Raw genomic sequence first — 26,131 nt, forward strand, 5'->3', positions numbered from 1 at the left:
AAACAAAACCAAATGAACAAAATTACCGTCTCTCTGATGCTGCTATTTATAGCAGCAGGAAGCTATGCGCAAAACAAATCGGTCATAAAGGGTATACTGGCCGATTCACTAACAAAAAATCCACTTGAATATGCAACCGTTGCGGTAGTAAATGCAAAAGACACATCGCTCATCTCCTATACACTGAGCGATAAAAAAGGGGGGTTCAACCTTTCCGGGCTGCCAACCGACAGGCCTACTAAACTGATCATCTCCTATGTCGGCTACAAAACGATTCGTCAAAATCTGAATTTGACAAAAGGCGAGACCAAAGACTTTGGCACTATCCTTTTTAGTGGCAATAACCTGAATGAAGTAGTAATTAAAGGTGAGCGCTCACCAATAGTGGTCAAGAAAGACACCATTGAATTCAATACTGAAGCCTTCAAAACCAGGCCTAATGCGGTTGTGGAAGAGCTGCTGAGAAAATTACCGGGAGTACAGGTCAATAACGACGGCTCCATCCTGGTCAATGGAAAAGCGATCAGCAAACTACTTATAGACGGGAAGCAGTTTTTTGGCACTGATCCAAAAGTAGCCACTAAAAACCTGGATGCTGACCTTATTGATAAGATCCAGGTGTATGATGACCGGGAAAATGATCCCGACCATAAAGTCAGCGCTACAAAGGTCGGTAAGATTATTAATCTGAAATTAAAAAGCAAAATTAAGAAAAGCACCCTCGGTAAGCTGTATGGTGGTGGCGGAACCCGGGACAGATATGAAGCCGGAGGAATTTTAAGCAATTTCAGAGATACCCTGCAGGTAAGTATCATTGGCTTGGGAAATAACCTGAACAAAACAGGTTTTTCTCAGGATGAGCTGTACAATATGGGCGGATTCAACAGGTCTGGAGGCTCACAGGTATACGATGGAACTTTTGGTGGCCGTGGATGGGGTGGCGCTATGGAAAAAGTAGCTTCCGGAGGTATAAATATCAACAACGACTATGGTAAGAAGTTAAAAATGAATCTGACTTATTTTTATACCAATACTGAAAAAACTTATAATGGAAGCTCATTTAATGAGCAATCCATCGCCGAAACGAAACTTACCTCCAATTCACTTTATCAAAGTTCGGACATCAGTAATAAACATGCAATTGGAGGACTTATAGAATGGAATCCTGATACACTGAATCGATTCAGATATGAGCCAAAACTAGACCTCAGTGATCAGCGTGACAGAAATACATCATCCGGAAAGAGTTTTAACACCCTTAAACCTTTGCTGAATGAGTCAAGGGGTTCCACAAGCTCTGACAATAATTCTACCGCATTTTCTCATTCATTTTCCTATTACAGGAGGCTTAAAAAAGAAGGAGAATCTTTAAACATTACCCATTCTCTTTCCCTGAACAAAACCAATTCTGACAACTACTCCATAAACGATATTAAATCATTTACGGATGATATCCGATCAGAGGTCCTCGACCGTTATGCAGACAACAATACAAAATCCAACTCAGCTGAATTATCCGTCAATTACGACTATCCTATTATCAAAAAACTAACTGCAGAGTTGAACACAGGCGCGAACTATTCAACTTCAACAGAATCACTTTCTACGTTTGATAAAAATATTCAAACAGGCATCTACGACTCCTTTTTACCCAATCAAAGTAATTTGTTAAAAAGGAATACATGGGTCCAAAACTTCAGACCGCAACTGGCTTATCAATTCAATGATGAATATTCATTGAGAATTGGGGTGAATGCGGAATGGCAAAATGTAATCAACAAATTTAACAGCACAATAAAGGACCAACGCCAAAACTACTTTAACCTGCTTCCAACACTTTCCTTTGATGGACCTAGCTTCTCCATTAGTTATAGAGAAAGCATAGAGCAACCTCAAATTTCTCAAATGCAACCGATAGTTCGTGAATACAGCCAACTTTATAAATCGATTGGAAATCCAGACCTGAAGCCAAAACACACCTACGAATTTTCAGGAAACTTTTACAAGTACAATCATGAAAAACAGCTCAATTACAATGGCTATACAGGCATCAATTTTTCAAACAATACGACTGTAAACAAGAACACAATTGATGTCAATGGTGCTACAACCAGCACTACAATCAATAAAGATGGGGGTATGTATGGTTACTTTGGAGGGAATATAGGCAAGCAGTTTAAAAAATCTCAAAACTGGCAAATCGGACTGAATGCAAACTTAAATGCAAACATCCAGCGTAATCCTTTTTTCTTAAATCAGGATGAAGGCACGCAGTATAATTATAGCTTTGGTATAGGCCAAGGAATCAATTTCAATTACAATTCCCTTTTGAGTATCAATACAAAATACGATTTCAGAAAATCCATTACAGAATATAAAGATGTAGCCTATAAAGCCATCAATACCTATACACATACGCTGGGCACCGAGTTTAGTCTGCGCTGGCCTAAAAGAATCATTTTTGACGCCAAGTACAATTACAACTACAACCCTCAGATTTCGCAGGGCTTTTCAAAAAGCGCTAATATTTTGAATCTTGCCGTAACATTGCAGATGTTAAAGAAAGACAGGGGACAATTAAAATTATCAGTTTATGATTTACTGGATCAAAATATCTCCGTATCAAGGTATGCTTACAACAATGCAGTAAGTATTTCAGAGCAACAAATCTTAAAAAGATATTTCCTGGCCACTTACCAGTATAAAATAAATATATACAAAGGTAAATAACCGGTTACCAAGCCCTATTATTACGGGGTAAGTTCTAGATTTGTTAGAGATGAGATCATTTTTAACCGCCAGCCTTATACTTACCGCGTCAATAAGTCTGGCGCAGACCAAACCTGACAGCACCCGAAAACTGGATGAGGTGGTCATCAAACCTTATTTCAGCAGTCAACCCCTCCTGCGGGCTACCGGCTCTATCGGAGTCCTCAACCAGGAAGCGCTAAACAAACAGCCATCTACTTCCTTTGTCGGCGCCATCAATACAATATCTGGCGTTCGCATGGAGGAACGTTCACCGGGCAGCTATCGGCTTTCCATACGCGGCAGTTTATTAAGATCTCCATTTGGAGTCAGAAATGTAAAAATCTACCTCGATGATTTTCCCCTTACAGATGCCGGAGGCAATACTTACCTTAATGCACTTGATGTAGCCGGCACAGCACAGATACAAATACTTAAGGGGCCGCATGGCAATATTTTCGGAGCTAATTCCGGAGGTGTGGTACTCATCAATCCAAAGGAACCGACAATTGACAGTACCTCTGTAGGATTAAAAACTGAAGCAGGTTCTTTTGGCTCCTTTCGTGAAGATGCCAACCTGCAGCACCAGTCGCGCAATTACGGATTAAGCATCACCCAGGCTTACCAGCAAAGTGATGGCTACCGCGACCACAGTGCCATGGACAGAAAGTACTTCCAGATTCTTCAGAACATAGGTTATGCTTCCAATGCAAGTTTAAAATCTCTAATCTTTTATTCCGATCTCCACTACAACACGCCCGGGGGGTTAACAGCGGCGCAATACGATTTAAATCCCGAAGCATCCCGGCCCGCAGCTGGCACCTCAAAAAGTGCCATTGAACAGCAGGCAGGAATCTACAGCAAAACTTTATATGGAGGGGTTTCTCATGATTGGCAGATCGGTAAACATTTCAGACATGTACTAGCCGCATTCACTTCCTATACCAATTTCAAGAACCCATTCATCAGCAATTATGAGAAGAGAGATGAGTTTACACTGGGATTGAGATCCTACCTGGAATATGTGCAGAAAAGCAGGGCTGCAAACTGGAAGTTCAACCTTGGACTCGAAAGCACGCAAACTTCCACCAATTTTGACAACTACAACAACGACAAAGGGAAATACACTACCAACCAGGCCTCAGACGATTTAACGGCCGCTTCAAACTTTGCCTTTGTTCATCTCAGTGCAGATTTCTTTGATCGGTTACTCATTGAATTATCAGCCAGCGCCAATCTTTATCAATATGGATATCGAAGCATTGCACCTATGGCCATTCCTTACAAGACCAATAAATTTGATTTACAGCTCATGCCAAGAGCAGCAGTTTCCTATTTAATTGGCAAACAGCTTTCCCTTCGTGCTTCATTGAGCAAAGGATACTCTCCGCCTACCTTAAGTGAAGTAAGGGCTTCTGACAATGTCATCAACATAGATCTGAAACCGGAACATGGCTGGAATTATGAGGCTGGCTTTAGAATTCAAAGCCAAAACAACAGGGTATTTTTCGACCTTACAGGCTTTTCTTATCAACTAAAAAATGCCATCGTGCGGCGTCTGAACGAGAATAACACGGAATATTTCATCAACGCCGGAGGAACTAAACAACTGGGAGTGGAAAGCTCCCTGTCTATCTCCCTCATCCCATCTAAGGCTTCTGGAATGCTCAGGGGTTTGCAACTTGGAACCGCCTATACCCTCAGTCATTTCAGGTTTCGAGACTACCTGAACGTTACGGATGATTTTTCCGGCAATGAACTTACAGGTGTACCAAAGACTACCCTGGTGAGTAATATAGATCTTGAATTGCCTAAAAAATTCTATCTGTTCCTGCAGCACAATTATACTTCCAGTATTCCACTCAACGATGCCAATTCCATGTATGCAAAAGCCTATCACGTGCTACAAGCAAAAATAGGACTTAGAGCCTTGAGGATTGGGAAAGCAAATATTGCAGTCTTTGCAGCTGCAGATAATCTCCTGAATCAAAAATACAGCCTTGGAAATGACCTAAACGCCTTTGGTGGAAGGTATTTCAACGCGGCGCCGGTCAGGAATTATTATGCAGGACTGGAGGTTAAACTGTGACTCGTTGTATATACGCAACATCTCTTGGTGACTCGTCCTATTTCTCTCCTGAAATTTATTTACTAACTTGCCTTACAAAACAACACACAATGTATAGATACTTAACCCTTTTCATGCTGGCAGTAGTTTGTCTGTTATCTTTCAGCAACCCGGTTTCTGCAAAAAAGAAACGGATATTGGTATTTTCTAAAACTGCCGGCTTCCATCACTCGTCCATCGATGAAGGGATTGCTGCAATTCAAAAACTAGGATTAGAAAATAATTTTGATGTAGATACCACTAAAAATTCTGAACTGATCACCGCAAAGAATCTTAAAAAATATGCCGCAGTTGTTTTTTTGAGTACTACTGGCGACATCTTTAATAATGAGCAACAAAAAGCCTTTGAAGATTATATACGTGCGGGTGGTGGTTATGCAGGGATTCATGCAGCAACGGACACAGAATACGACTGGACCTGGTATGGAAAGTTAGCTGGCGCATACTTTGCCAGCCACCCTGCTCAACAGATAGCAGAACTTCAGGTGCTAAACAATAAGACCATTGCTACAAAACACCTTCCGGCTATATGGAAAAGAAAAGATGAATGGTACAACTTTAAAGACATTCAGAAAGGGTTAAAAGTATTGATCAACCTGGATGAAAAAAGTTACAAGGGTGGAATCAATGGCACAGAACATCCTGTAGCCTGGTACCGGGATTTTGACGGCGGCCGGTCATTCTACACCGCACTTGGACACGTGGAAGAATCTTATACAGATCCCTTGTTTTTAAAGCACATTCTTGGCGGCATCCAATATGCCATGGGTGTTAAAAAAATGGAATAGTTATTTAATTCTTCTACTCTTAAACAGCGGTTTTGTCGGGTATTTTCTGTGTCTTTGATTGTTAAAGATCACTGCAACTACGAATAAAATCAGCACCCCGGAAAGCACTGGTGATAACACATATAGGTAACCCATAGCCTTGATCTTTGCTCCCCCTGTAACTGCTATTAAAGCTGTAGCACCACCGGGCGGGTGCAAAGTTTTTGTGATTTGCATAGCAACAATCGACAAGGATACAGCCAAAGCGCAGGCAAGCCAAAGTTCGGATGGACAAAGTTTCAGGACTGTAACGCCGATAATAGCTGAAATCACATGCCCGCCTATTAAATTGCGGGGCTGTGCCAGTGGACTATTGGGAATTCCATAGATCAATACTGAAGATGCACCAAAGGAGCCAATTAAAAACAGGTTGTCATTGGCCACCAGGTATTGGCTGTTTAGCAAGCCTATGAGACCAATTCCTACAAAAGAACCTATAAATGTAAGGATATGTTCCTTGGTATCAATCAGGGTTTCACGGTACAATACATACCTGGCCCTGCGGTAGTGTTTTCTAATTCTCTTTCCAGGCATTCGACTCTATTGTTGCCGCAAAAGTAAGGATTAAAAAATATTTCAAGCACCATACAATATTCCAATTGCCTGAGCGTATTATATTACGAGAGCGTTAATTTAGATAAGCGGGAGTGGTCGGTATGATCATTCCCGCTTTTTTTATTTATCCTGAGATATCAAATAACGGCTATTTCGTAATAATGATTTTCCCCTCTTCAATTTTAAAGTGCACTCTACCAGTCAACTCCAGTTGCCTCAAAACCTTGGACACATGATCGAAACGCGATACACTTCCTCCAAAAAGTCTATTTTTATCTATATCCTGATAAACGACTTCTACATCATACCACCTCGAAATTTTTCTCATAATGCTTTCCAACGGTTCATCATCAAATATGAAAAGTCCGTTCTTCCAGGCCATTTCAGCCTCGACATCAGCATTTGCTAAATTAATTGCTCGGGTTGCCTGGACTGTCGATTGCTGCCCTGGCTTGAGTAATGCTGTTTTACCACCTGACACAACCTCTATCTTTCCTTCCAGCAGCGTTGTCTTTGTTTGGGTTTCATCAGTATAGCTGCTGATGTTGAAATGTGTTCCAAGAACCTTTACTTCCTGATCATGGCTTTTAACTATGAAAGGATGATCTTTATCTTTTGCAGCCTCAAAGTAGGCTTCGCCGCTCAATTCTACTTTTCTATTCATCAAATTAGCAAAAGTAGAGGGAAATTTTAGCGTTGAAGCGGCGTTCAGCCATACCCTGGTACCATCCGGCAATACGATCTGATAAGTTCCTCCTTTAGGAGTAGAAATGGTATTATAAACTGGCCTTTTTTGAGACCCGTTGTTACCTGTCACCTCATAAACAACCTGCCCATTCCCTGTTTTACGTATGACGATTCCTGACTCATTGACCAGTTCACCATCAGCAGCTTCATTCAATGTGATTACTTTTCCGTCGGCCAATGTCAAAGTTGCCTTATTTCCTCCAGGTGCAATGTCCTCTTCCTGCAGTTCCACAGTAAAATTTTTAAACTTTACCCCGGGGTAATTGTAGAAGAGTGTAGCCAGACCGGCCACCATTAAAGCAATGCACGCTGCTGTCAGGTAAATAAATGCCCGGGTTTTATAGAAAGGAATTACATTGTGTTGTTTCTCCATTTAAAACTCCTATTATATCAATAATTATCCCCTAATTTAAGAAATCGTCCATTCAATATTATACATAATTTGTGAATTAAGCAGAATAATTGCACAAAGCGATAGGATTGGGACCGCTATTTTGACCCCAGGCTGAAAATCAAAACAATAAGTTTTTCAGTTTGTTACTTTTAATTAAAAACAGAAATATATGAAGCCATCAACCTTATTAATTGCACTTATTGCTTTCTTCATCATATCCTGTAATAATGAGAACAGGAGTCCGGCTGTAAGCGACACTACGGAGATGATAGCTGAAGACACTACTTTCACCGCTACAATTCCTGTAATCAAAAAAAATACAGAGTGCTATCAGTTCGTTAAGAATAAAGATACGGTATCAATGACATTGAACATTGAAGGAGAAGAGCTGACGGGAGACCTCAATTATAAATGGTTTGAAAAGGACAGGAACTCCTGCACTTTTGCCGGGGAACTGAAAGGTGATACCATCATTGCTGAATATCTGTTTGACGCGGAAGGCATGAGGTCGGTAAGGGATGTCGTCTTTATCAGAAAAGATGGAAAGCTCTATGAAGGCTTTGGTCATACAACAGAAAAAGTCGGCAAAGTGGTATTTACGGACAGGTCACAACTTAAATTTGGCGATGCTGTTGTATTATCTAAAGTACCGTGTAACTAGAAATTTTCAAACTTCTCCCAAAAACCATCACCCGGTAATTTCGCAAAAATATTTACCGGTTCTTTCTTTACAGGATGAATGAATTGCAACCTACGTGCATGCAGACAAATGCTGCCTTTTCTACTTCCTCTTGGATAGCCGTATTTGTTATCGCCTACAATAGGGCAACCCATGGTTGACAGTTGTACCCTGATCTGGTGTGAGCGTCCTGTCAGGGGATCAACTTCAATGAGGTAATAACCATCGAGTTCGCCGATTAACTTGTAGCTCAATTCACACCGCTGACTACCCGGTACTTCTGTATTGTAAGGCGTAACTACATTTTTCTGTGGATTCTTTATCAGCCAGTGTATGAGTGTTCCTGATGGTTTAGCCGGTTTGTTTCGCACGACCGCCCAATAGGTCTTTTTTACCTCTCTGTTTTTAAACACTGCATTCATACGTTCCAGTGCCTTGCTGGTTTTAGCGAAAAGAATTACTCCGCTTACGGGCCGGTCGAGACGGTGAACAACACCCAAGAATGCACTGTTCGGTTTATTATATTTAATGGCAAGGTATTTTTTTACCTGTTCGTCCAGAGGTTCGTCTCCTGTTTCATCTATCTGTACAATGTCACCCGCGCGTTTTTTAACCGCAATGAGGTGATTGTCTTCATATAATACGTCTTTATCAGTTACCGGCATTAATACTGTTCCTTTTCGTTAGGGAAATCCTTTGCCTTGACATCTTTAATATAGGATTGAGCAGCATCTAATATACCATCGTATAAATTTACGTACTGACGGAGGAAACGTGGTTTAAAGCCTTTAGTTAGTCCAATCATATCATTTACAACAAGCACCTGTCCGTCACAGTCTTGCCCGGCACCTATGCCTATTACCGGAATGTGCAGGCTTTCGGAAACTTCCTTAGCCAGTTTTGCGGGTATTTTTTCGAGCACAATAGCAAAACAACCTGCTTCCTGTAGTGCAAGCGCATCTGTTTTTAGCTTTTCAGCCTCCACCTCGTCCTTGGCCCTTACGGTATAAGTACCAAACTTATAAATGGATTGAGGTGTAAGTCCTAAATGTCCCATCACTGGTATTCCTGCTGTTATAATACGTAAAACTGATTCTACTACTTCGGTTCCTCCTTCAAGTTTTACACCATGGGCACCTGACTCTTTCATGATGCGAATGGCAGAATTTAGTGCTTCTTTAGAATTGCCCTGATAACTTCCGAAAGGAAGATCTACTACCACAAATGCACGTTTAGCACCCCTTACTACGCTTTGGGCATGATAAATCATCTGATCAAGGGTGATTGGAAGTGTAGTTTCGTGTCCTGCCATTACATTTGAAGCTGAATCGCCAACCAATAATACGTCAAGACCTGCATCATCAAGAATGGTTGCCATGGAATAATCGTAGGCTGTGAGCATCGCGATTTTTTCTCCACGGTGTTTCATTTCCTGAAGTATGTGTGTAGTGATCCTTTTGACTTCTTTATTTACAGACATGGTTTCTAGTTTTGTATGACAAAATTAGTTTTTACATCTGAAACTTGGTGAGTTTTATTGTTTTTGTGACATTAAAGGAATTTTCATCAGGAGGGCTTCATTATAAAAGAAAAGCAAATGAAAAAACCTCTTGATATAAAAGCATCAAAAACGTACCTTTGTACTCCGAAATGAAGGAGTTACTTAACAGCACATTTGTTAATTGCAAAAACAGCGTTAAAGCTGTAACAAAACCCTCATTTTTTCCTTTTTTTACAACAATAATTTCTCATAATCACTTACATGACTAATTACATCAAGTTACCTGCAATCTTGTTACTGGCTGATGGCACCGTTTATTATGGTAAAGCAGCCGGAAAAATTGGCACCACAACCGGCGAGATCTGTTTCAATACAGGAATGACGGGATATCAGGAAATCTTTACTGACCCTTCTTATTTCGGACAGATCATGGTAACTACCAATGCCCACATTGGAAATTATGGTATCCACAGGGAGGAAATCGAATCTGACAGCATTAAAATTGCAGGCTTGGTTTGTAAAAATTACAATATCGGTTTTAGCCGTAAAGAGGCTTCTGAATCTATCCAGGATTATTTCCAGAATGAGAACATTGTAGGTATTTCTGATATTGATACACGTGCACTGGTACGTCACATCAGACATAAAGGTGCGATGAATGCCATCATTTCTTCAGAAATCATTAATCTGGATGAATTGAAACAGAAATTGGCTGAAGTTCCTTCAATGGATGGCTTGGAGCTGTCTTCACAGGTTTCTACTAAAACTCCTTATTTTTATGGTTCTCCTGATGCAACCTATAAAATTGCAGCGCTTGACTTAGGAATCAAGAAAAACATCCTGCGCAACTTTGCAGACAGGGATATATATGTACAGGTTTTCCCGGCCAAGACTTCTTTCGAAGAAATGGACAAATGGGGTGCGGATGGTTATTTTATTTCGAATGGCCCTGGTGACCCTTCGGCAATGCCTTATGCAATTGAAACTGTTAAAAATGTACTGGCTGCCGACAAACCACTATTTGGTATCTGTTTAGGACATCAGTTACTGGCAGAAGCGAATGGTATCGGAACGATGAAAATGTTCAACGGGCACAGGGGTCTAAACCATCCTGTAAAGAACATCATCAAAAATCACTGCGAGGTAACTTCCCAAAATCACGGTTTTGGTGTAATTCCGGAAGAAGTGAGAAGTTCTGACAAAGTAGAGATCACGCACATCAATTTAAATGACCAGTCGATTGAAGGTATCCGCGTAAAAGGAAAGAAAGCATTCTCGGTGCAATATCACCCGGAATCTTCACCTGGCCCGCACGATTCACGTTACCTGTTTGATGATTTCATCAATATGATAAAAGGCGAACTAGCCTGGTAAAACAAAAGGTTTAGTCTTTCAGACTAAACCTTTTTACATTTTATAACATGGATAAAACAAATACCATTATCAGTGTAAAAAACCTGGTAAAAAAATATGACGATTTCACTGCAGTTCAAGGCATCAGCTTTGATGTTTATGAAAATGAAATATTTGGCCTTCTGGGACCAAATGGTGCAGGAAAAACGACTACCCTTGAAATTATAGAAACGCTTCGGGAAAAAACTTCAGGAGAAATTACTGTCGACGGGTTTTCAGTAGATAAAGATTCCATTAAAATCAAAAGGATCATCGGTGTACAACTGCAGGCCGCGGGCTATTATCCAAACCTAAATCTTGTTGAACTCATGGAACTCTTCTCAGGTTTATACGGGGTAGACATCAAACCAATGGACATGCTGGAGAAGGTAAATCTTCAGGACAAGGCAAAGGTAAAATACAAAGCGCTATCCGGCGGACAAAAACAACGCTTTTCGATAGCAACTACATTAATCAATTCTCCTAAAATTATCTTTCTGGATGAGCCTACTACAGGTCTTGATCCTCAGGCCCGCCGTAACCTTTGGGATTTAATCATCGACATCAGAAACAATGGTACTACGGTGGTGATTACTACGCATTACATGGATGAAGCTGAACAGTTATGCGATCGTGTAGCTTTCGTAGAGCGGGGTGAAATCATTGCACTTGACACACCGGATAACCTTATCGATAAACTGGTGAGTACTGGTTTTGAGCGTAAAAAAGAAGTTAAAAAGGCCAACCTGGAAGATGTTTTCATCAACCTTACGGGCAAAGAATGGCGTGAAGGATAATCAACAGCAAAAACATGAGTAAACCATATAACCATACCAAAGCTACGCTGGCACTTGCAAAAGCAAGTTTCCGTTCCATTATGCGCAGCCCTTCAGCCGTTGTTTTCACCCTCGCATTTCCTTTAATATTCATCCTTGTTTTTGGATTTTTAGGTGGTGGCGGTATAAAAGTAGACGTTGCCGTAAGTCCGGGATCTGATTTGGAAAACCCTGTAATCAATGCACTGGAACACCATAGTGTGGTTCACCTGCTTATTGATAAGGACCCTCAGGAAATCAAGAGAGGCCTTGAAAAAGGAACGATTGATGCCGTTATCACTGTGCAAAAAAACAAAGCAGGTATTCCGGCTTATCTGGCAAACGTTCAATACACCTCGGCTTCTATCGACAAAGGGAGCATTTTTAAATCTGTTATGAGTAGTTTGCTCTATACTTTAAATACTCAAAATACGGAACCGGCTATTGCTAAACTACAAGAGAGTACGATTCAAGGCCGGATATACCGGACGATTGATTTTATTCTGCCGGGACAACTGGGGTTTTCTCTTTTGAGCACAGGAGTATTCGGAACTGCCTTTGTATTCTTTGGTCTTCGTCAGAATCTGGTGATCAAACGCTTTTTTGCAACACCTGTCCGGAGATCAAGTATTGTATTTGGTGAAGGATTGGCAAGAATAGGCTTTGCTTTATTGGGTGCCGTGTTCATCATACTCGTAGGCCACTTCTTCTTTCATTTTACACTCATACACGGCATAGTCACAGTATTAAATATGTTGTTGCTTTCGGTCATAGGCCTGATTGTGTTTATGGGGTTTGGATTCGTGGTATCGGGCATTGCCAAAAGTGAAAGTACTATACCTCCTATTTCAAATATTATTACGCTGCCGCAATTTCTGCTTTCAGGTACGTTTTTCTCAATTGATGCTTTTCCGTCATGGCTGCAGCCGATCAGTCGGGCATTACCCCTGACCTACCTAAATGATGCCATGAGAAAAGTGGCATTTGAAGGTGCAGGATTATGGGACGTAAAACAGCAGATCCTCATCATGGTGATCTGGGGGATCGGCATTTATGCAGTAGCAGTCAAAGTCTTTAAATGGGAATAATCTTTCCTTTTATTGGGTAATTTTTCCTATAGTCCTCTTTCTTAAAAGATCAGGGGTAGGGGTACTTTTTTGATAAATTTATTCATATTATCACCAGCTAAAATGATATAAATCAGACCATTAAGATTATCGCATCACCTCAACACAATATCTAGCTCTTCCCTCACTACTAACGGAACATTTGTTGTCTAATTTGATTAAACAAATATCTATAACTCTAAACATTTTAGAAAATGAAAAAATTAGTAGCAGAGTTCATTGGAACTTTTTGGTTAGTTCTTGGCGGTTGCGGCAGTGCCGTACTCGCATGTAATTATCCTGGTGCAGGAATCGGCTTTGCCGGTGTAGCCCTTGCTTTTGGCCTGACGGTAGTGACTATCGCTTATGCGCTTGGGCACATTTCAGGTGCACATTTAAATCCAGCAGTTTCTGTAGGATTGTGGATTGGCGGTAGATTTGAGGGCAAAGACCTGATTCCATACATCATTTCTCAGGTATTGGGTGGCACAGCAGCAGCTGCTGTTCTTTATGTCATCGCTACGGGAAATGGAAGTTCCATCGGAGGATTTGCAACCAATGGTTATGGCGACCTCTCTCCGGGCAAATACAGCATGACCGCAGCATTGGTCACTGAAGTGGTGATGACTTTCATATTCCTACTAATCATTCTTGGTGCTACAGATGACCGTGCCCCAAAAGGCTTTGCCGGCTTGGCGATAGGCTTAGGACTGACACTAATCCACCTAATCAGCATACCTGTCACCAATACATCTGTAAATCCAGCAAGAAGTACCAGTCAGGCAATATTCGTTGGCGGTGAAGCTGTAAACCAACTATGGCTGTTCTGGTTAGCGCCAATTGCAGGTGCGATATTAGCAGGATTAGTTTATAAAGCAATCTTTTCAGCTAAAGCTGAAACCGCATAATCATATTAAAAATTCATTAAACTAAAGGGTCGTAAGTAATTACGGCCTTTTTTGTTTATAATTTAAAATTTATTATAACTTTGGATATTGCCTTAGTAATTGTAATTTATACACTAAGGCTTATTTACTAATAAAAACCAATAAAAATGAGTTTAATAATTGATGTTCGTGCAAGGCAGATCCTTGACTCCCGCGGCAATCCTACTATTGAAGTAGATGTAATTACTGAAAATGGAATTCTTGGCCGTGCTGCTGTGCCATCTGGTGCTTCAACCGGTATGCATGAGGCCGTGGAGCTAAGAGATGGTGATAAAAAAGTTTATATGGGCAAAGGCGTTTTAAAAGCTGTAGCCAATGTAAATGATAAAATCGCTGATGAATTAAAAGGAATTGATGTATTCGAACAAAATGCAATTGATAGCCTAATGATCCAACTTGACGGAACAGAAAATAAAGGTAATTTGGGAGCTAACGCAATCCTTGGTGTTTCTTTAGCTGTAGCTAAAGCAGCTGCTCAGGAAAGCCGTCAGCCGTTATATCGCTACATCGGTGGTGTAAATGCCAATACTTTACCTATCCCGATGATGAACATTGTAAACGGTGGATCTCACTCTGATGCCCCTATTGCATTCCAGGAATTCATGATCATGCCGATTGGTGCTTCTTCTTTCTCTGAAGCATTGAGATGGGGAACTGAAGTATTCCATAACCTGAAAGCTATCCTTCATGATAGAGGTCTTTCTACAGCTGTAGGTGATGAAGGTGGTTTTGCCCCTACTTTCGGTGGTACTGAAGATGCTGTTGAAACTATCCTTCAAGCTATTGAAAAAGCTGGTTACAAACCAGGTGAGCAAATCGCTTTGGCATTTGACTGCGCTGCTTCTGAATTCTACAAAGACGGAAAATACGACTATACGAAATTTGAGGGTGAGAAAGGCGCGATCCGTACAAGTGCAGAACAAGCTGACTACCTGGCTTCATTAACTGAAAAATATCCGATCATCTCCATAGAAGATGGAATGGGTGAAGATGACTGGGATGGTTGGAAATTATTAACTGAAAAAATCGGAGACCGTGTTCAACTGGTTGGTGATGATTTATTCGTTACCAACGTTAAAAGACTTCAAAGAGGAATTGATACAGATACAGCAAATTCAATCCTTGTAAAAGTAAACCAGATCGGTTCATTAACTGAAACCATCAACGCGGTTACTTTAGCTCAAACGAATGGCTATACTTCTGTAATGTCTCACCGTTCTGGTGAAACTGAAGATGTAACTATTGCTGATTTGGCTGTAGCGTTAAACTGCGGACAAATCAAAACCGGTTCAGCTTCACGTTCGGACAGGATTGCAAAATACAACCAGTTATTACGTATTGAAGAAGAACTAGGTGCTGCTGCACGTTTCATCGGTAAAGATTTTAAATACGCAAGGAAATAAGCTGAGCTTAAACTAAATACAAAAAGTCTTGCATGCAATTGCAGGACTTTTTTGTTATATTGCATATACATTACCTAAATCAAATCGCATGACAAAGAATAAAAAGGAAGAAATAAGCAGCATCGTCTCGTTATTGAGCGTATTCCCTCCTTTTGCACTATTGTTCGTTCTGACTGGCTGGCTCAAGGGAAATAAAGTGAGTACGCTGTCTGTGGTTGGTGTAATAGCGGCAATTGCATTCAGTCTAGTTTTTGCTGTACAATTGTACAAACCTTTATAAAAGCTTAAATGATATTTCTATATTTGTTATCATGAATCGTTTACTCGAACTTATAAGCAATAAATACTTCCTTTCTGTAGCCACTTTTGTGGTATGGATGCTATTCTTTGACAAGAACGATGTAATTGCTCAATATGAGTACCGATCAGAAGTCAATAAATTACAGGAGGAAAAGGATTTTTATACTAAGGAGATCGCCACTGTTAAGAAAGACCTCAACGAACTGAACACCAATTTAAATACCGCAGAAAAGTTTGCTCGCGAAAAATACTTCATGAAAAAAGACAATGAAGATGTTTTCGTAATCATCAAAGAAACACCAAAGGATTAAAATCCGAATCTGGGAAGCGTAAGTTTATACCTTACTACCACTATCCTTAAAGCAAAAATAAAAGCCATAACAACGATCTGGGCAACATCATCTTTGAGGTTAAAGTACAATAGCGCATAGTATAGCACACCACCGAGGATACACGCAGTAGCATAAACTTCCCTTTTAAAGATCAGCGGAATCGTATTCAGCAAAGTATCACGTATAATCCCTCCAAAACAACCGGTAATTGTACCCAATGCGATGCAAATACCGGGACTAAGTCCAAAAACAATACCCTTCTGGATCCCTAGCATAGTAAACAGCCCGAGGCCCAGGGAGTCAAATAAAAATAAGGTTACTTTAAACTTTTTGATATGTGTTTTGAAAAAGATGGTAGCTATAGAAGTAAGCAGAATCAGCAAACAATAATTGACATCCCTCATCCAGGCTACCGGCGTATCTCCCAAAAGCAAATCCCGGACAGTACCACCACCAATAGAAGTCACAAAGGCAATGATCAACACTCCAAAAGGATCCAAACGCTTTTGCATCGCCGCAAAAGAGCCAGATATTGCAAAAGCAACAGTCCCCAGGATCTCTATGGCTTCTAACGTACTGATCTGCATAAACTCTTATATTTCGCCATTTCTCTTTCTAAAAAACCATTCTAATGTCAGTAAAACCATGATGAGTACAAACAGCCACTTAAAGTTAATCAGCTCTTCGTACTTTCTGTCTTCATAACTCAACGTTTTAATCTGATCATTACCTTCTATAGCTTTTACTATTTTAAGCAGATCCTGAGGCATGTATAGCTTTCCATTGGTCCCTGCCGACATGGTATTTAGCAACTGGTGATTAGCTGTGGTCTGCTGATATTCTGCCAGCAACGCATTCACATAAAAAATACCTTGCGCGGTATATTTTTTCCCTCCCAAGACCGTACTTGCTACATATGTATAATTGCCGGCTGGCAGTGCCCCCGCATCCAGTTGATAAGCAGATTCGGTCTTTGAAAAAAGAAAATTATAAGCTTTCCCTTCTCCGTTTTTAATCTGTATACTGACATCAGATGTATTAACCGCAACATAGGTGTCATTGTACAATACTGCATTGATTAATACGCTTTCATTTTCATCAAATGTGTTTTTTGCAGTATAAACCTTAAACTTCCTCTTATCGTCCTTTACGGACAAATATTGCACCGAGCTGCTGACCAGCGTGTTAAAAACAGTTGAAATCTGCTCTTCCTGAGCTTCCGAAAGCTTCCAGCGCCATAATCCTTCACCAATCAGATAACCTGTTTTTTTACCATTGTCATTCATGAAGAACAACTGCGGTGATTCTGTCTTAATCTTACCGACACGCTGTTTTAGGGCGACAATAGCATCACCACGTGCGTTCAATTGCCCAAAGGGTGCCTGCAAAGGATCAAATCCCTCTATCAGCTTTACGTTTGCCGGATCAAGGCTAAATGCTGTAAAATTAAGGTTAACTACTGGAAAAGCTTCCTGCAAAGTTTGGTTACTCCCACTAAAATTTACGGAGTTTTGCAATTGATTAAAGACATTTAAATTACTCTGAGCACCTAAAATGTACCATAAGGGGGCGTTGCTTTCTTTGACTTTATTTATAAAGCCCGATGCGTCATTTTGCAAAGAAGGAAGTTGATACATGATGATCAATCCATGGTCATTGGGGTTAATCGCATTCAGATCATCACCCAGGACTACTTTTAAATCATAATGTTTATTCATCATGATGGCCTGCTTTAAAGCGGCAATATCAGGATGTGGGGCAGAAGCCGCAATCAATACCTTTTGCCTGGCATCTATCACATCAATGAAGATGTGTTGTATATTATTTCGATCAGAAATCTCATTGGCAATGGGCTTTACCATGATCGTATATTTTTGAAGTCCGAGTTTGGATGCTTTCAGTTTTATAGGTATGGTTTTAGCAAATGCATCTGATGTGATCTGAAACTTATCAGTGTATACGCTCTTTCCATTCTCCACAACTAAAATTGTGCTTTCCGCACCCTTCGCCTCAAACGCCTGAATCTGTGCCTCAATTGTAAATTCATTATCCAGATAAGCCAGATTATTGTGATTTACATTGGAGAGCATTAGGTCTTTCTTAGGTACCGTGTCTCCAAGTCCGATGGTATAAACAGGTGCCTTTAATTTATTCAGATCATATAAAGGACTTCCTCCACGATTAAAAATACCATCAGAAGCCATGATTATAGCACCGACATTACGATTTACCAGCTCGTCATTCAGCTTGTTTATAAATCCCGCCCCATTGCTTAATTTACCCTCATTTTTAAAATCAAAGCCGCTTTTAACACTATCGCTAAAATTGTATATTTTCACCTCGTATTTATCAGAAAGCCGGCTTGATAAAGACTTAAGATCCCTTTCATACTGCTGCTTATTAAAACCTGCCGCTACAATACTACCTGCTGAAATGGAATTGTCTTGCCCAATGACGATAATGGGTTTTTCAAGCGTATAGGAGATATTGCGTACTAGTGGAAAAAACAACAAAAAGCCAATCAATGTAATCACTATGGCCCTGCACACTGCAAGTCCGTAACGCAGTCTTTTATCCAAATGATCGCTTCTGCGATACAGCAGCCAGGAAAGCCCAATACCCGCAAGCAGACATCCTGTTAATGTGAGTAAAGTGTATAAATTAAATGATTCGCTCATATGTGTTTGGGTAAAGATGCTAAATTTTAAAATAAACTGCGAAGCATTTTTTCTAAGTTTGTTTTAGAAATTAACGTGTATTATGAAATGGTTTTTCACGCTCTTTTTATTGTTTTTTATGACCTCAACAACAATAGCCCAGACAGATTTTAAAGCGCGTCAATTGACATTTGAAAGGGTAAGGACAGCTTATAAAGAAAAATGGTCGGCTTTGAAGGCAGAGCTGGCAACTGCCGGTATAATGGGTGCTTTTAATCTTTACATCGCCGCTTACAAAAATGAATCAAGATTAGAGCTATGGGTTAAAGACACGGACAAAAAGCAATACCAGCTATTTAAGGTATATAGCTTTTGTGCCAGCTCCGGAACACTTGGACCAAAACTAAAAGAGGGTGATCTTCAAACTCCGGAAGGTTTTTATCACATTCATGCATTCAATCCTAAAAGTAATTTCTTCCTGTCACTCAGAGTAAATTATCCCAATGGCGTCGATCGCTTAAGGAGTGGCAAAGAAAAACCGGGAGGAGACATTTACATTCATGGAAGTTGTGTAACCGTAGGCTGCATTCCGCTGACCGACAATAAAATTAAAGAAGTTTATGTGCTTGCTACAGAAGCAAAAAATGCAGGACAACAGCAAATCCCTATCCATATCTTCCCTTTCAAAATGAGTACTGCTAATCTCAATGAACAACTGTTGAGGTTTCCTCAGCAGAAAAATTTATGGGAGACATTGAGAGTCGGATATGATTACTTTGAAAAAAATAAACTAGTCCCAACTGTAACCGAACTCAACGGTAAATATATAATCAAGTAAAAAAGAAGGCTGCCCGAAATGATAGTTTATTCTTCTCGCGCAGCCTTCGCTATTGAAAGTCTGTTTTTTTACAACATTCCGCCGCAAACAGACAATACTTGTCCGGTTACATAAGCACTCATGTCTGAAGCAAGGAACAAACATGCATTTGCTACATCTTCAGTTTCTCCTGCTCTTTTCAAAGGAATGCCTTCTTCCCAACCCTGAACTACCTTAGGATCTAAAACGTCGGTCATCTCCGTACGGATAAAACCGGGAGCGACTACGTTAGTACGGATATTACGTGAGCCCAATTCTTTTGCCAGTGATTTAGAGAAACCAATAATACCAGCTTTTGAAGCAGCGTAGTTTGCCTGACCTGCATTACCTTGCACACCAACTACGGAACTCATGTTGATGATAGAACCCTTACGTGCCTTCATCATTACCTTAGATGCAGCCTTAGATACGTTAAAAACAGATTTAAGGTTCACGTTAATCACCTCATCCCACTGCTCTTCGCTCATACGCATCAGCAAGCCATCTTTAGTGATACCAGCATTGTTGACAACAATGTCCAATGCACCAAAATCAGCAACGATATCATTGATGAGTTGCTCAGCCTCGCCAAACTTAGAGGCATCTGAACGATACCCTTTAACTTTTGTTCCAAAGCTTTGGAGTTCTGTTTCCAGTGCCTGACCTTTCTCTACTGAAGACAAGTAGGTAAAAGCTACATTAGCACCCTGCTCAGCAAATTTTTCCGCTATTTTGCGACCTATTCCTTTAGAAGCACCGGTGATCAGTGCTGTTTTTCCTTCTAATAATTTCATGTATACTATTTTGTTTGGTTATCTATTGGTTTATTTCTGTAACGCAGGTTCCTGCTGACTCAAACAATGGAAACTTCCGAGTCCCCAAATGATATCTGTGGAATCTATACCCACTACTTTTCTATCAGGGAACACTCCCTGAATGATCTTCAATGCTTTCTCATCATTGACATCTCTGAACGTAGGCACTACAACTGCTGCATTTGCAATATAAAAATTAGCGTAAGAGGCTGGTAAACGGGTATCTTCATGGATCACCGGAGACGGCATAGGTAATTCAACTATGTTCAATGGTTTTCCATTTAACAACCGCAAAGTCTTTAGCATTTCCAGGTTTTCCTGTAAAAGCAGATAGTTTTCATCTAAAGGATTACTTTCCACTACTGTCAATACAGTATCTTCATTTACAAAACGTGTGATGTCATCGATATGCCCATCTGTATCATCTCCAACAATACCATCGCCCAACCAAAGTACCTGCTCCGCACCATAAAACTCCATCAGGTATTGTTCGATCTGCTCTTTATTCAGATGAGGATTCCTGTTTTCATTCAATAAACAAGCAGTAGTCGTCATGATGGCGCCCGCACCGTTAAATTCCACCGATCCTCCTTCCATCACAATATCCGGATGGTAAACGGGCAAGCCGAAGTGTTGCGCTATTTTTGTTGGGATGACATCATCAAGGTCATATGGAGGATATTTATCTCCCCATGCATTATAACCCCAGTCTACCAACGCTTTTTCTCCTGATTCCCTACCCAGTAAAAAAGCCGGACCGTGATCTCTGCACCAAGCATCATTACTTTCATTAAAGTAGAATTCGATCTGATCCAAATCTGCACCTACTTTTTTAAGTTCCTCAATCGCAAAAGCTTTTGTACTTTCATCATTGATGTTGATCCTTACCTTTTCACCCTCTGCTACAATTTTTATAAACTGGCAGTAAGGCTCATATATAGTCTCAAGTTTACCTGGCCATGAAGCCTCTTTATGAGGCCAGCTAAGCCATGTGGCTTCATGCTTCACCCATTCGGCGGGAAAGCTATAGCCCTTCTTTTTAGGGCTGTTATTAAATATTACTTCGTTAAATGAGGACATTCCTAAATCTTAAATACGCTCTTAATCTTCGTCAATATACCTTTTTGTGATGGGCTGATAGGAATCGATCCTGCGATCTCTAAGGAAAGGCCAGTGCTTGCGATAAAAATCAGAGTCGGATAAATTCAGTTCTACCACTTCCGTCTCTTCTTTATCATGGGAGCCAAGGTAAAGGATACGGCCCTGTGCATTGGTAGCAAAACTTCCACCCCAGAATTTCATTGCCCCATCCTGCTCAAAACCTACACGATTTACGCTCACTACCGGAACTCCGTTTGCTACAGCATGTGAACGCTGAATGGTTTGCCATGCATCATATTGATCCTTATTTGTTTCTTCATCCTGGTCTGTTGCCCAGCCAATAGCCGTCGGGTAAAACATAATGTCTGCACCCATTAACGCAGTAATACGTGATGCCTCAGGATACCACTGATCCCAGCAAATCAATATGCCGATTTTAGCAAATCTGGTTTGAAATACTTTATAACCCAAATCGCCTGGTGTAAAGTAAAATTTCTCGTAATAAGCAGGATCATCAGGAATATGCATTTTGCGGTACTTACCCAAATAAGAGCCGTCGGCATCTAAAACGGCAGTAGTATTATGATAAAGTCCTTCCGCACGTTTTTCAAATAATGAAGCAATGATCACTACACCCAATTCTTTTGCAATGACTTGCAAAGCATCCGTTGACGGGCCTGGAATGGATTCAGCGAGATCAAAATTATCATAGTCTTCGACATCACAAAAATACAGAGAAGTAAAAAGCTCCTGCAAGCAAACAATCTGAGCGCCTTTTGCAGCTGCTTCTCTTACTTTTAAAATCGCTTTATCTAAATTCTCCTGTTTATCTTTAGTGCAGCTCATCTGCACCAAGCCAACTTTTACTTTCTTCATCGGTCTTAAAATTTGTGTCCAAAGTTAGCCAAAAAAAATAAAAGATTGGGCTGATAACTAGGAGGCAACGTTATCTCTATACTCCTGTTGCAATTCAAACAGACATTTTGCACACAGGCAACCCTCATAAAGCTCGCTAATGTATTGAACTTCATTTAGATTGAGCTGCACCACACTACACTGGCATTTGGTATATGAGTTGGCCTTACACTCAATAGGTGCACCACAACGCTCGCAGGGTATAATTTCGTGTTTAGCCATTGGCACAAAGATACGTTATACAGCAAAAAAAGCTGCATCATATAAAATGATACAGCTTTTTTTGTACGACAGTCATCCTGAAATAAATTCAGGATGACGTGGTTAGTTAACCTGAACAGCTGATACAGCCTTCTTCCATTGTACAAACCGGGCCTTCGATAATCTCTTCAGCACTTTGGCTTTGAGAAATGTGTTCAGGAATTACCGGCTCCATGTTTTTACCTGCCTGATTCTCTACTGTAAACTTAACAGCCTGTGAAGCAGCTTGTGTACGCAGGTAATACATACCTGTTTTCAAACCTTTTTTCCATGCATAGAAGTGCATTGAAGTTAATTTTGAAGTATTAGGCGCATTGATAAATAAGTTTAATGATTGCGACTGGCAAATATAAGCTCCCCTGTCAGCAGCCATATCTATAATACTACGCATTTTGATCTCCCAAACTGTTTTGTATAATTCTTTGATGTAATCAGGAATCTCAGCGATGTCCTGGATAGAACCATTAGCTAAAATGATCCTGTCTTTCATTGCCGGTGTCCACAAGCCTAAAGCAACAAGGTCTTTCAATAAGTGTTTATTTACTACAATGAACTCACCGCTCAATACCCTTCTTGTGTAGATATTAGAAGTATACGGCTCGAAACATTCATTGTTACCAAGAATCTGTGAAGTAGATGCTGTAGGCATCGGCGCTACCAATAGTGAATTATATACACCATCTTTAACAACTTTCTCACGCAATACTTCCCAATCCCATCTTCCGCTGTCTGGTGTTACATTCCACAGATCGAACTGGAATTTACCTTCAGACAAAGGCGAACCTTTGAAGGTCTGATAAGGACCATTCTGAACTGCAAGATCATGAGATGCTGTCATTGCCGCAAAATAAATAGTTTCGAAAATCTCTTTGTTCAAAATACGGGCACCTTCACTTTCAAAAGGTAAGCGCATTAGAATAAAAGCATCAGCTAAACCTTGTACACCTAAACCAACCGGTCTGTGGCGCATGTTAGAATTTCTCGCTTCTTCTACAGGATAGTAGTTATAATCGATGATCTTGTTCAAGTTTACTGTAGCCTGATAAGTAACATCGTATAATCTCTGGTGATCAAACTCACCGTTGATTACGAATCTAGGTAAAGCCAATGAAGCAAGATTACAAACAGCTACCTCATCTTTAGAAGTATACTCTATGATCTCAGTACAAAGGTTAGAGCTTTTGATTGTACCCAGGTTTTGCTGGTTTGATTTGCTGTTTGCAGCATCTTTATACAATAAATAAGGAGTACCTGTTTCAATTTGTGAATCAAGGATAGCAAACCACAATTCCTGAGCTTTGATGGTTTTACGCGCTCTTCCTTCTTTTTCGTAACGCTCATATAAAGCATCAAATTCTTTACCGAAGCAATCTGCCAATCCTGGTGCTTCATGCGGACAGAATAAACTCCATTCGCCATTTTCTTCTACACGTCTCATGAACAAATCACAAACCCAAAGTGCGTAGAACAAATCACGTGCACGTAATTCTTCTTTACCATGGTTTTTACGCAGATCCAGGAAGCTCAATACGTCAGCATGCCAAGGCTCCAGGTAAATTGCAAAAGCACCTTTACGTTTACCTCCACCCTGATCTACATAACGTGCTGTATCGTTAAATACTTTAAGCATTGGTACGATACCGTTACTTGTACCATTGGTACCACCGATATAAGATCCCGTAGCACGGATATTGTGAATGCTCAAACCAATACCACCGGCACTTTGTGAAATTTTAGCAGTTTGTTTTAACGTATCATAAATTCCCTCAATGCTGTCGTCCTGCATGGTCAATAAAAAGCATGATGACATTTGAGGTTTAGGAGTAGCTGCATTGAATAATGTAGGGGTAGCGTGTGTAAACCAGCGCTCGCTCATTAAGTTGTATGTAGCAATAGCACTATCGATATCAGCTTTGTGAATACCTACAGCTACACGCATAAATAAATGCTGAGGACGCTCTACAATTTGTCCGTCAACTTTCAACAGGTAAGATTTCTCTAAAGTTTTGAACCCGAAATAATCAAAACCAAAATCCCTGTCGTATATAATTGTACTGTCTAATATATCAGCATTCTCCTGGATTACTTCCCAAACATCATCAGCGATCAAAGAAGCCGGTTTACCAGTTTTGTCATCTATATATTTATACAGCATCTCCATCGTCTTAGAAAACGACTTCGTAGTGTTTTTATGTAAGTTAGAAACAGCAATACGTGAAGCCAGCAAAGCATAATCAGGATGCTTAGTGGTTAAAGAGGCTGCGGTTTCAGCAGCAAGATTATCCAGTTCGGAGGTAGTTACGCCATCATATAAACCCTCAATTACCTTCTTGGCAACATCAATAGGATCTACAAGTTCAGCATTAAAACCATAGCACAACTTCTCGATACGAGCCGTTATCTTGTCAAACCGTACCGCCTCTTTGCGGCCATCTCTTTTTATTACAAACATATTTTTCAGGCATTTATGGTGCGTATTGAATTTGTGATGAGCAAGTCCAGCATCGGCACCGAATTTTAACTATTTATCTAATTTCCTTATTGTCTAACCTCAATAAGGTCTAAAAATCATCATCTAATGAGAATGCAGAAGCTTTGTCTTCAGTAGAAGTCAATACGCCGCTTTTCTGATAGTCACCTACCCTTTTCTCAAAGAAGTTTGTTTTTCCCTGCAGAGAAATCATCTCCATAAAGTCAAACGGATTGGTTGCGTTATATATTTTAGTATAACCCAACTCCTGAACCCATCTGTCGGCTACAAACTCAATATACTGAGACATTAATTTTGCATTCATACCGATCAATGCAACAGGAAGTGCATCAGTAATAAACTCTTTCTCTATTTCTACAGCATCTTTAATAATGCCATGTACCTGTTCCTCGGTCAGTTTTGTCTGCAGCATGCTGTACAATAAACAAGCGAATTCACAGTGCATACCCTCGTCTCTTGAAATCAGTTCATTACTAAATGTAAGTCCCGGCATCAGTCCGCGTTTTTTTAGCCAGAAGATAGAGCAGAAACTTCCGCTGAAGAAAATCCCTTCAACAGCTGCAAATGCCACCAGGCGCTCTGCAAAATTACCACCCTCTATCCATCTCAATGCCCATTCTGCTTTCCTCTTTACACACGGTACAGTTTCAACAGCATGGAACAAACGATCCTTTTCATCAGGATCTTTAATATAAGTGTCAATCAATAAAGCATAGGTCTCCGAGTGGATGTTTTCCATCATGATTTGAAAACCATAAAAACAACGTGCCTCAGGAAGCTGTACTTCACTCATGAAATTTACAGCCAGGTTTTCATTTACAATACCATCACTGGCAGCAAAAAAAGCAAGAATATGAGAAATAAAGTGTCTTTCACCGTCATTAAGGTTATCCCAATGTTTTTGGTCATCCGAGAGGTCTATTTCTTCTGCAGTCCAGAAACTAGCCTCACTTTTCTTATACATCTCCCAAATTGCAGGATATTTAATCGGTAAAAGAACAAAGCGGTCTTTGTTTTCCTTTAATAATAACTCTTCTTCTTGCATAAGCCTCTTTTTATTTGTGAATGATTGAATTTTGGAACCTTTGTTAAATCACACAGTCGGGGAAACCATACTTAATTTTAAAAGATTAAAAGACTCGGAATTCTTCGACAACCTTA

At 40.3% G+C, this 26,131-nt stretch carries 24 protein-coding genes; 12 read left to right on the forward strand and 12 right to left on the reverse strand.

The annotated features are described in order from the left end of the window. Positions 1–12: 12 nt before the first annotated feature. The 3 genes from FA047_RS07785 (at position 13) to FA047_RS07795 (ending at position 5,664) form a co-directional block, all read left to right on the forward strand. The gene (locus tag FA047_RS07785) at positions 13–2,730 is read left to right on the forward strand and encodes an outer membrane beta-barrel protein (RefSeq protein WP_136835418.1); all 2,718 of its coding nucleotides are present in this window, start codon (positions 13–15) and stop codon (positions 2,728–2,730) included. Positions 2,731–2,779: 49 nt separating this feature from the next. After that, on the forward strand, positions 2,780–4,837 hold the full coding sequence (locus FA047_RS07790) for a TonB-dependent receptor (RefSeq protein WP_136835419.1): 2,058 nt from the start codon (positions 2,780–2,782) through the stop codon (positions 4,835–4,837). 89 nt (positions 4,838–4,926) lie between these two features. Then, entirely contained in the window at positions 4,927–5,664 is a 738-nt protein-coding gene (locus FA047_RS07795) for a ThuA domain-containing protein (protein WP_136835420.1), read from the forward strand. On the opposite strand, the gene FA047_RS07800 is transcribed toward FA047_RS07795, so the two are convergent. Further along, on the reverse strand, positions 5,665–6,237 hold the full coding sequence (locus tag FA047_RS07800; RefSeq protein WP_136835421.1) for an HPP family protein: 573 nt from the start codon (positions 6,235–6,237) through the stop codon (positions 5,665–5,667). 169 nt (positions 6,238–6,406) lie between these two features. Beyond that, positions 6,407–7,378, reverse strand: coding sequence for a FecR family protein (locus FA047_RS07805; protein ID WP_136835422.1), 972 nt, complete (start codon positions 7,376–7,378; stop codon positions 6,407–6,409). Positions 7,379–7,568: 190 nt separating this feature from the next. Between FA047_RS07805 and FA047_RS07810 the strand changes: the two genes are divergently transcribed. Further along, positions 7,569–8,060 (forward strand): hypothetical protein, encoded by a 492-nt coding sequence (locus FA047_RS07810; protein ID WP_136835423.1) that lies wholly within the window; start codon positions 7,569–7,571, stop codon positions 8,058–8,060. On the opposite strand, the gene FA047_RS07815 is transcribed toward FA047_RS07810, so the two are convergent. Together FA047_RS07815 and panB are read right to left on the reverse strand one after the other, a co-directional pair. Beyond that, the gene (locus tag FA047_RS07815; protein WP_136835424.1) at positions 8,057–8,743 is read right to left on the reverse strand and encodes an RluA family pseudouridine synthase; all 687 of its coding nucleotides are present in this window, start codon (positions 8,741–8,743) and stop codon (positions 8,057–8,059) included. The two genes, FA047_RS07810 and FA047_RS07815, sit on opposite strands and share 4 nt — an antisense overlap. Further along, on the reverse strand, positions 8,743–9,558 hold the full coding sequence (gene panB, locus FA047_RS07820; protein WP_136835425.1) for a 3-methyl-2-oxobutanoate hydroxymethyltransferase: 816 nt from the start codon (positions 9,556–9,558) through the stop codon (positions 8,743–8,745). The genes FA047_RS07815 and panB overlap by 1 nt, the downstream gene beginning before the upstream one ends. Before the next feature lie 282 nt (positions 9,559–9,840). Between panB and carA the strand changes: the two genes are divergently transcribed. The 7 genes from carA to FA047_RS07855 all read left to right on the forward strand — a co-directional run bounded on the left by carA (position 9,841) and on the right by FA047_RS07855 (position 15,853). Then, positions 9,841–10,953, forward strand: a complete 1,113-nt coding sequence (carA, locus tag FA047_RS07825) for a glutamine-hydrolyzing carbamoyl-phosphate synthase small subunit (RefSeq protein WP_136835426.1) — start codon at positions 9,841–9,843, stop codon at positions 10,951–10,953. A gap of 47 nt (positions 10,954–11,000) precedes the next feature. After that, entirely contained in the window at positions 11,001–11,768 is a 768-nt protein-coding gene (locus tag FA047_RS07830) for an ABC transporter ATP-binding protein (RefSeq protein WP_136835427.1), read from the forward strand. A gap of 14 nt (positions 11,769–11,782) precedes the next feature. Continuing rightward, positions 11,783–12,874 carry an ABC transporter permease gene (locus tag FA047_RS07835; RefSeq protein WP_136835428.1) on the forward strand — a complete coding sequence of 364 codons (1,092 nt, stop codon included), beginning with the start codon at positions 11,783–11,785 and terminating at the stop codon, positions 12,872–12,874. 233 nt (positions 12,875–13,107) lie between these two features. Continuing rightward, positions 13,108–13,800: an aquaporin Z gene (gene aqpZ / locus FA047_RS07840; RefSeq protein WP_136835429.1), complete on the forward strand. Its 693-nt coding sequence runs from the start codon at positions 13,108–13,110 to the stop codon at positions 13,798–13,800. Positions 13,801–13,946: 146 nt separating this feature from the next. Beyond that, positions 13,947–15,242 carry a phosphopyruvate hydratase gene (gene eno / locus FA047_RS07845; protein ID WP_136835430.1) on the forward strand — a complete coding sequence of 432 codons (1,296 nt, stop codon included), beginning with the start codon at positions 13,947–13,949 and terminating at the stop codon, positions 15,240–15,242. 88 nt (positions 15,243–15,330) lie between these two features. Continuing rightward, positions 15,331–15,522, forward strand: a complete 192-nt coding sequence (locus FA047_RS07850) for a hypothetical protein (RefSeq protein WP_136835431.1) — start codon at positions 15,331–15,333, stop codon at positions 15,520–15,522. 31 nt (positions 15,523–15,553) lie between these two features. Further along, positions 15,554–15,853 (forward strand): FtsB family cell division protein, encoded by a 300-nt coding sequence (locus FA047_RS07855; RefSeq protein WP_136835432.1) that lies wholly within the window; start codon positions 15,554–15,556, stop codon positions 15,851–15,853. Here the strand turns inward: FA047_RS07855 and FA047_RS07860 are convergent. Next, positions 15,850–16,461: a trimeric intracellular cation channel family protein gene (locus tag FA047_RS07860; protein WP_136835433.1), complete on the reverse strand. Its 612-nt coding sequence runs from the start codon at positions 16,459–16,461 to the stop codon at positions 15,850–15,852. The genes FA047_RS07855 and FA047_RS07860 overlap by 4 nt on opposite strands. A gap of 6 nt (positions 16,462–16,467) precedes the next feature. Next, positions 16,468–18,552 carry a hypothetical protein gene (locus FA047_RS07865; protein ID WP_136835434.1) on the reverse strand — a complete coding sequence of 695 codons (2,085 nt, stop codon included), beginning with the start codon at positions 18,550–18,552 and terminating at the stop codon, positions 16,468–16,470. A 118-nt stretch (positions 18,553–18,670) separates the two neighbouring features. Here FA047_RS07865 and FA047_RS07870 point away from each other — a divergent pair, with 118 nt between their 5' ends. Continuing rightward, positions 18,671–19,369 (forward strand): L,D-transpeptidase family protein, encoded by a 699-nt coding sequence (locus FA047_RS07870; protein ID WP_225872673.1) that lies wholly within the window; start codon positions 18,671–18,673, stop codon positions 19,367–19,369. Positions 19,370–19,437: 68 nt separating this feature from the next. Here FA047_RS07870 and fabG read toward each other — a convergent pair whose 3' ends face one another. The 6 genes from fabG to FA047_RS07900 all read right to left on the reverse strand — a co-directional run bounded on the left by fabG (position 19,438) and on the right by FA047_RS07900 (position 26,015). Further along, a complete protein-coding gene (fabG, locus tag FA047_RS07875; protein WP_136835436.1) occupies positions 19,438–20,181 on the reverse strand; it encodes a 3-oxoacyl-[acyl-carrier-protein] reductase in 744 nt (247 codons plus the stop codon). Positions 20,182–20,211: 30 nt separating this feature from the next. Next, the gene (locus FA047_RS07880; protein ID WP_136835437.1) at positions 20,212–21,282 is read right to left on the reverse strand and encodes an agmatine deiminase family protein; all 1,071 of its coding nucleotides are present in this window, start codon (positions 21,280–21,282) and stop codon (positions 20,212–20,214) included. A 21-nt stretch (positions 21,283–21,303) separates the two neighbouring features. Next, positions 21,304–22,179: a carbon-nitrogen hydrolase gene (locus FA047_RS07885; protein ID WP_136835438.1), complete on the reverse strand. Its 876-nt coding sequence runs from the start codon at positions 22,177–22,179 to the stop codon at positions 21,304–21,306. 57 nt (positions 22,180–22,236) lie between these two features. Beyond that, positions 22,237–22,440, reverse strand: a complete 204-nt coding sequence (locus FA047_RS07890) for a cysteine-rich CWC family protein (protein ID WP_136835439.1) — start codon at positions 22,438–22,440, stop codon at positions 22,237–22,239. Positions 22,441–22,546: 106 nt separating this feature from the next. Continuing rightward, positions 22,547–24,931 (reverse strand): ribonucleoside-diphosphate reductase subunit alpha, encoded by a 2,385-nt coding sequence (locus tag FA047_RS07895; protein WP_136835440.1) that lies wholly within the window; start codon positions 24,929–24,931, stop codon positions 22,547–22,549. Between the two features lie 109 nt (positions 24,932–25,040). Continuing rightward, the gene (locus tag FA047_RS07900) at positions 25,041–26,015 is read right to left on the reverse strand and encodes a ribonucleoside-diphosphate reductase small subunit (RefSeq protein ID WP_136835441.1); all 975 of its coding nucleotides are present in this window, start codon (positions 26,013–26,015) and stop codon (positions 25,041–25,043) included. Between the last annotated feature and the right edge of the window lie 116 nt (positions 26,016–26,131).

Source organism: Pedobacter frigoris, assembly GCF_005116445.1.
In the GTDB taxonomy this organism is placed as follows: domain Bacteria; phylum Bacteroidota; class Bacteroidia; order Sphingobacteriales; family Sphingobacteriaceae; genus Pedobacter; species Pedobacter frigoris.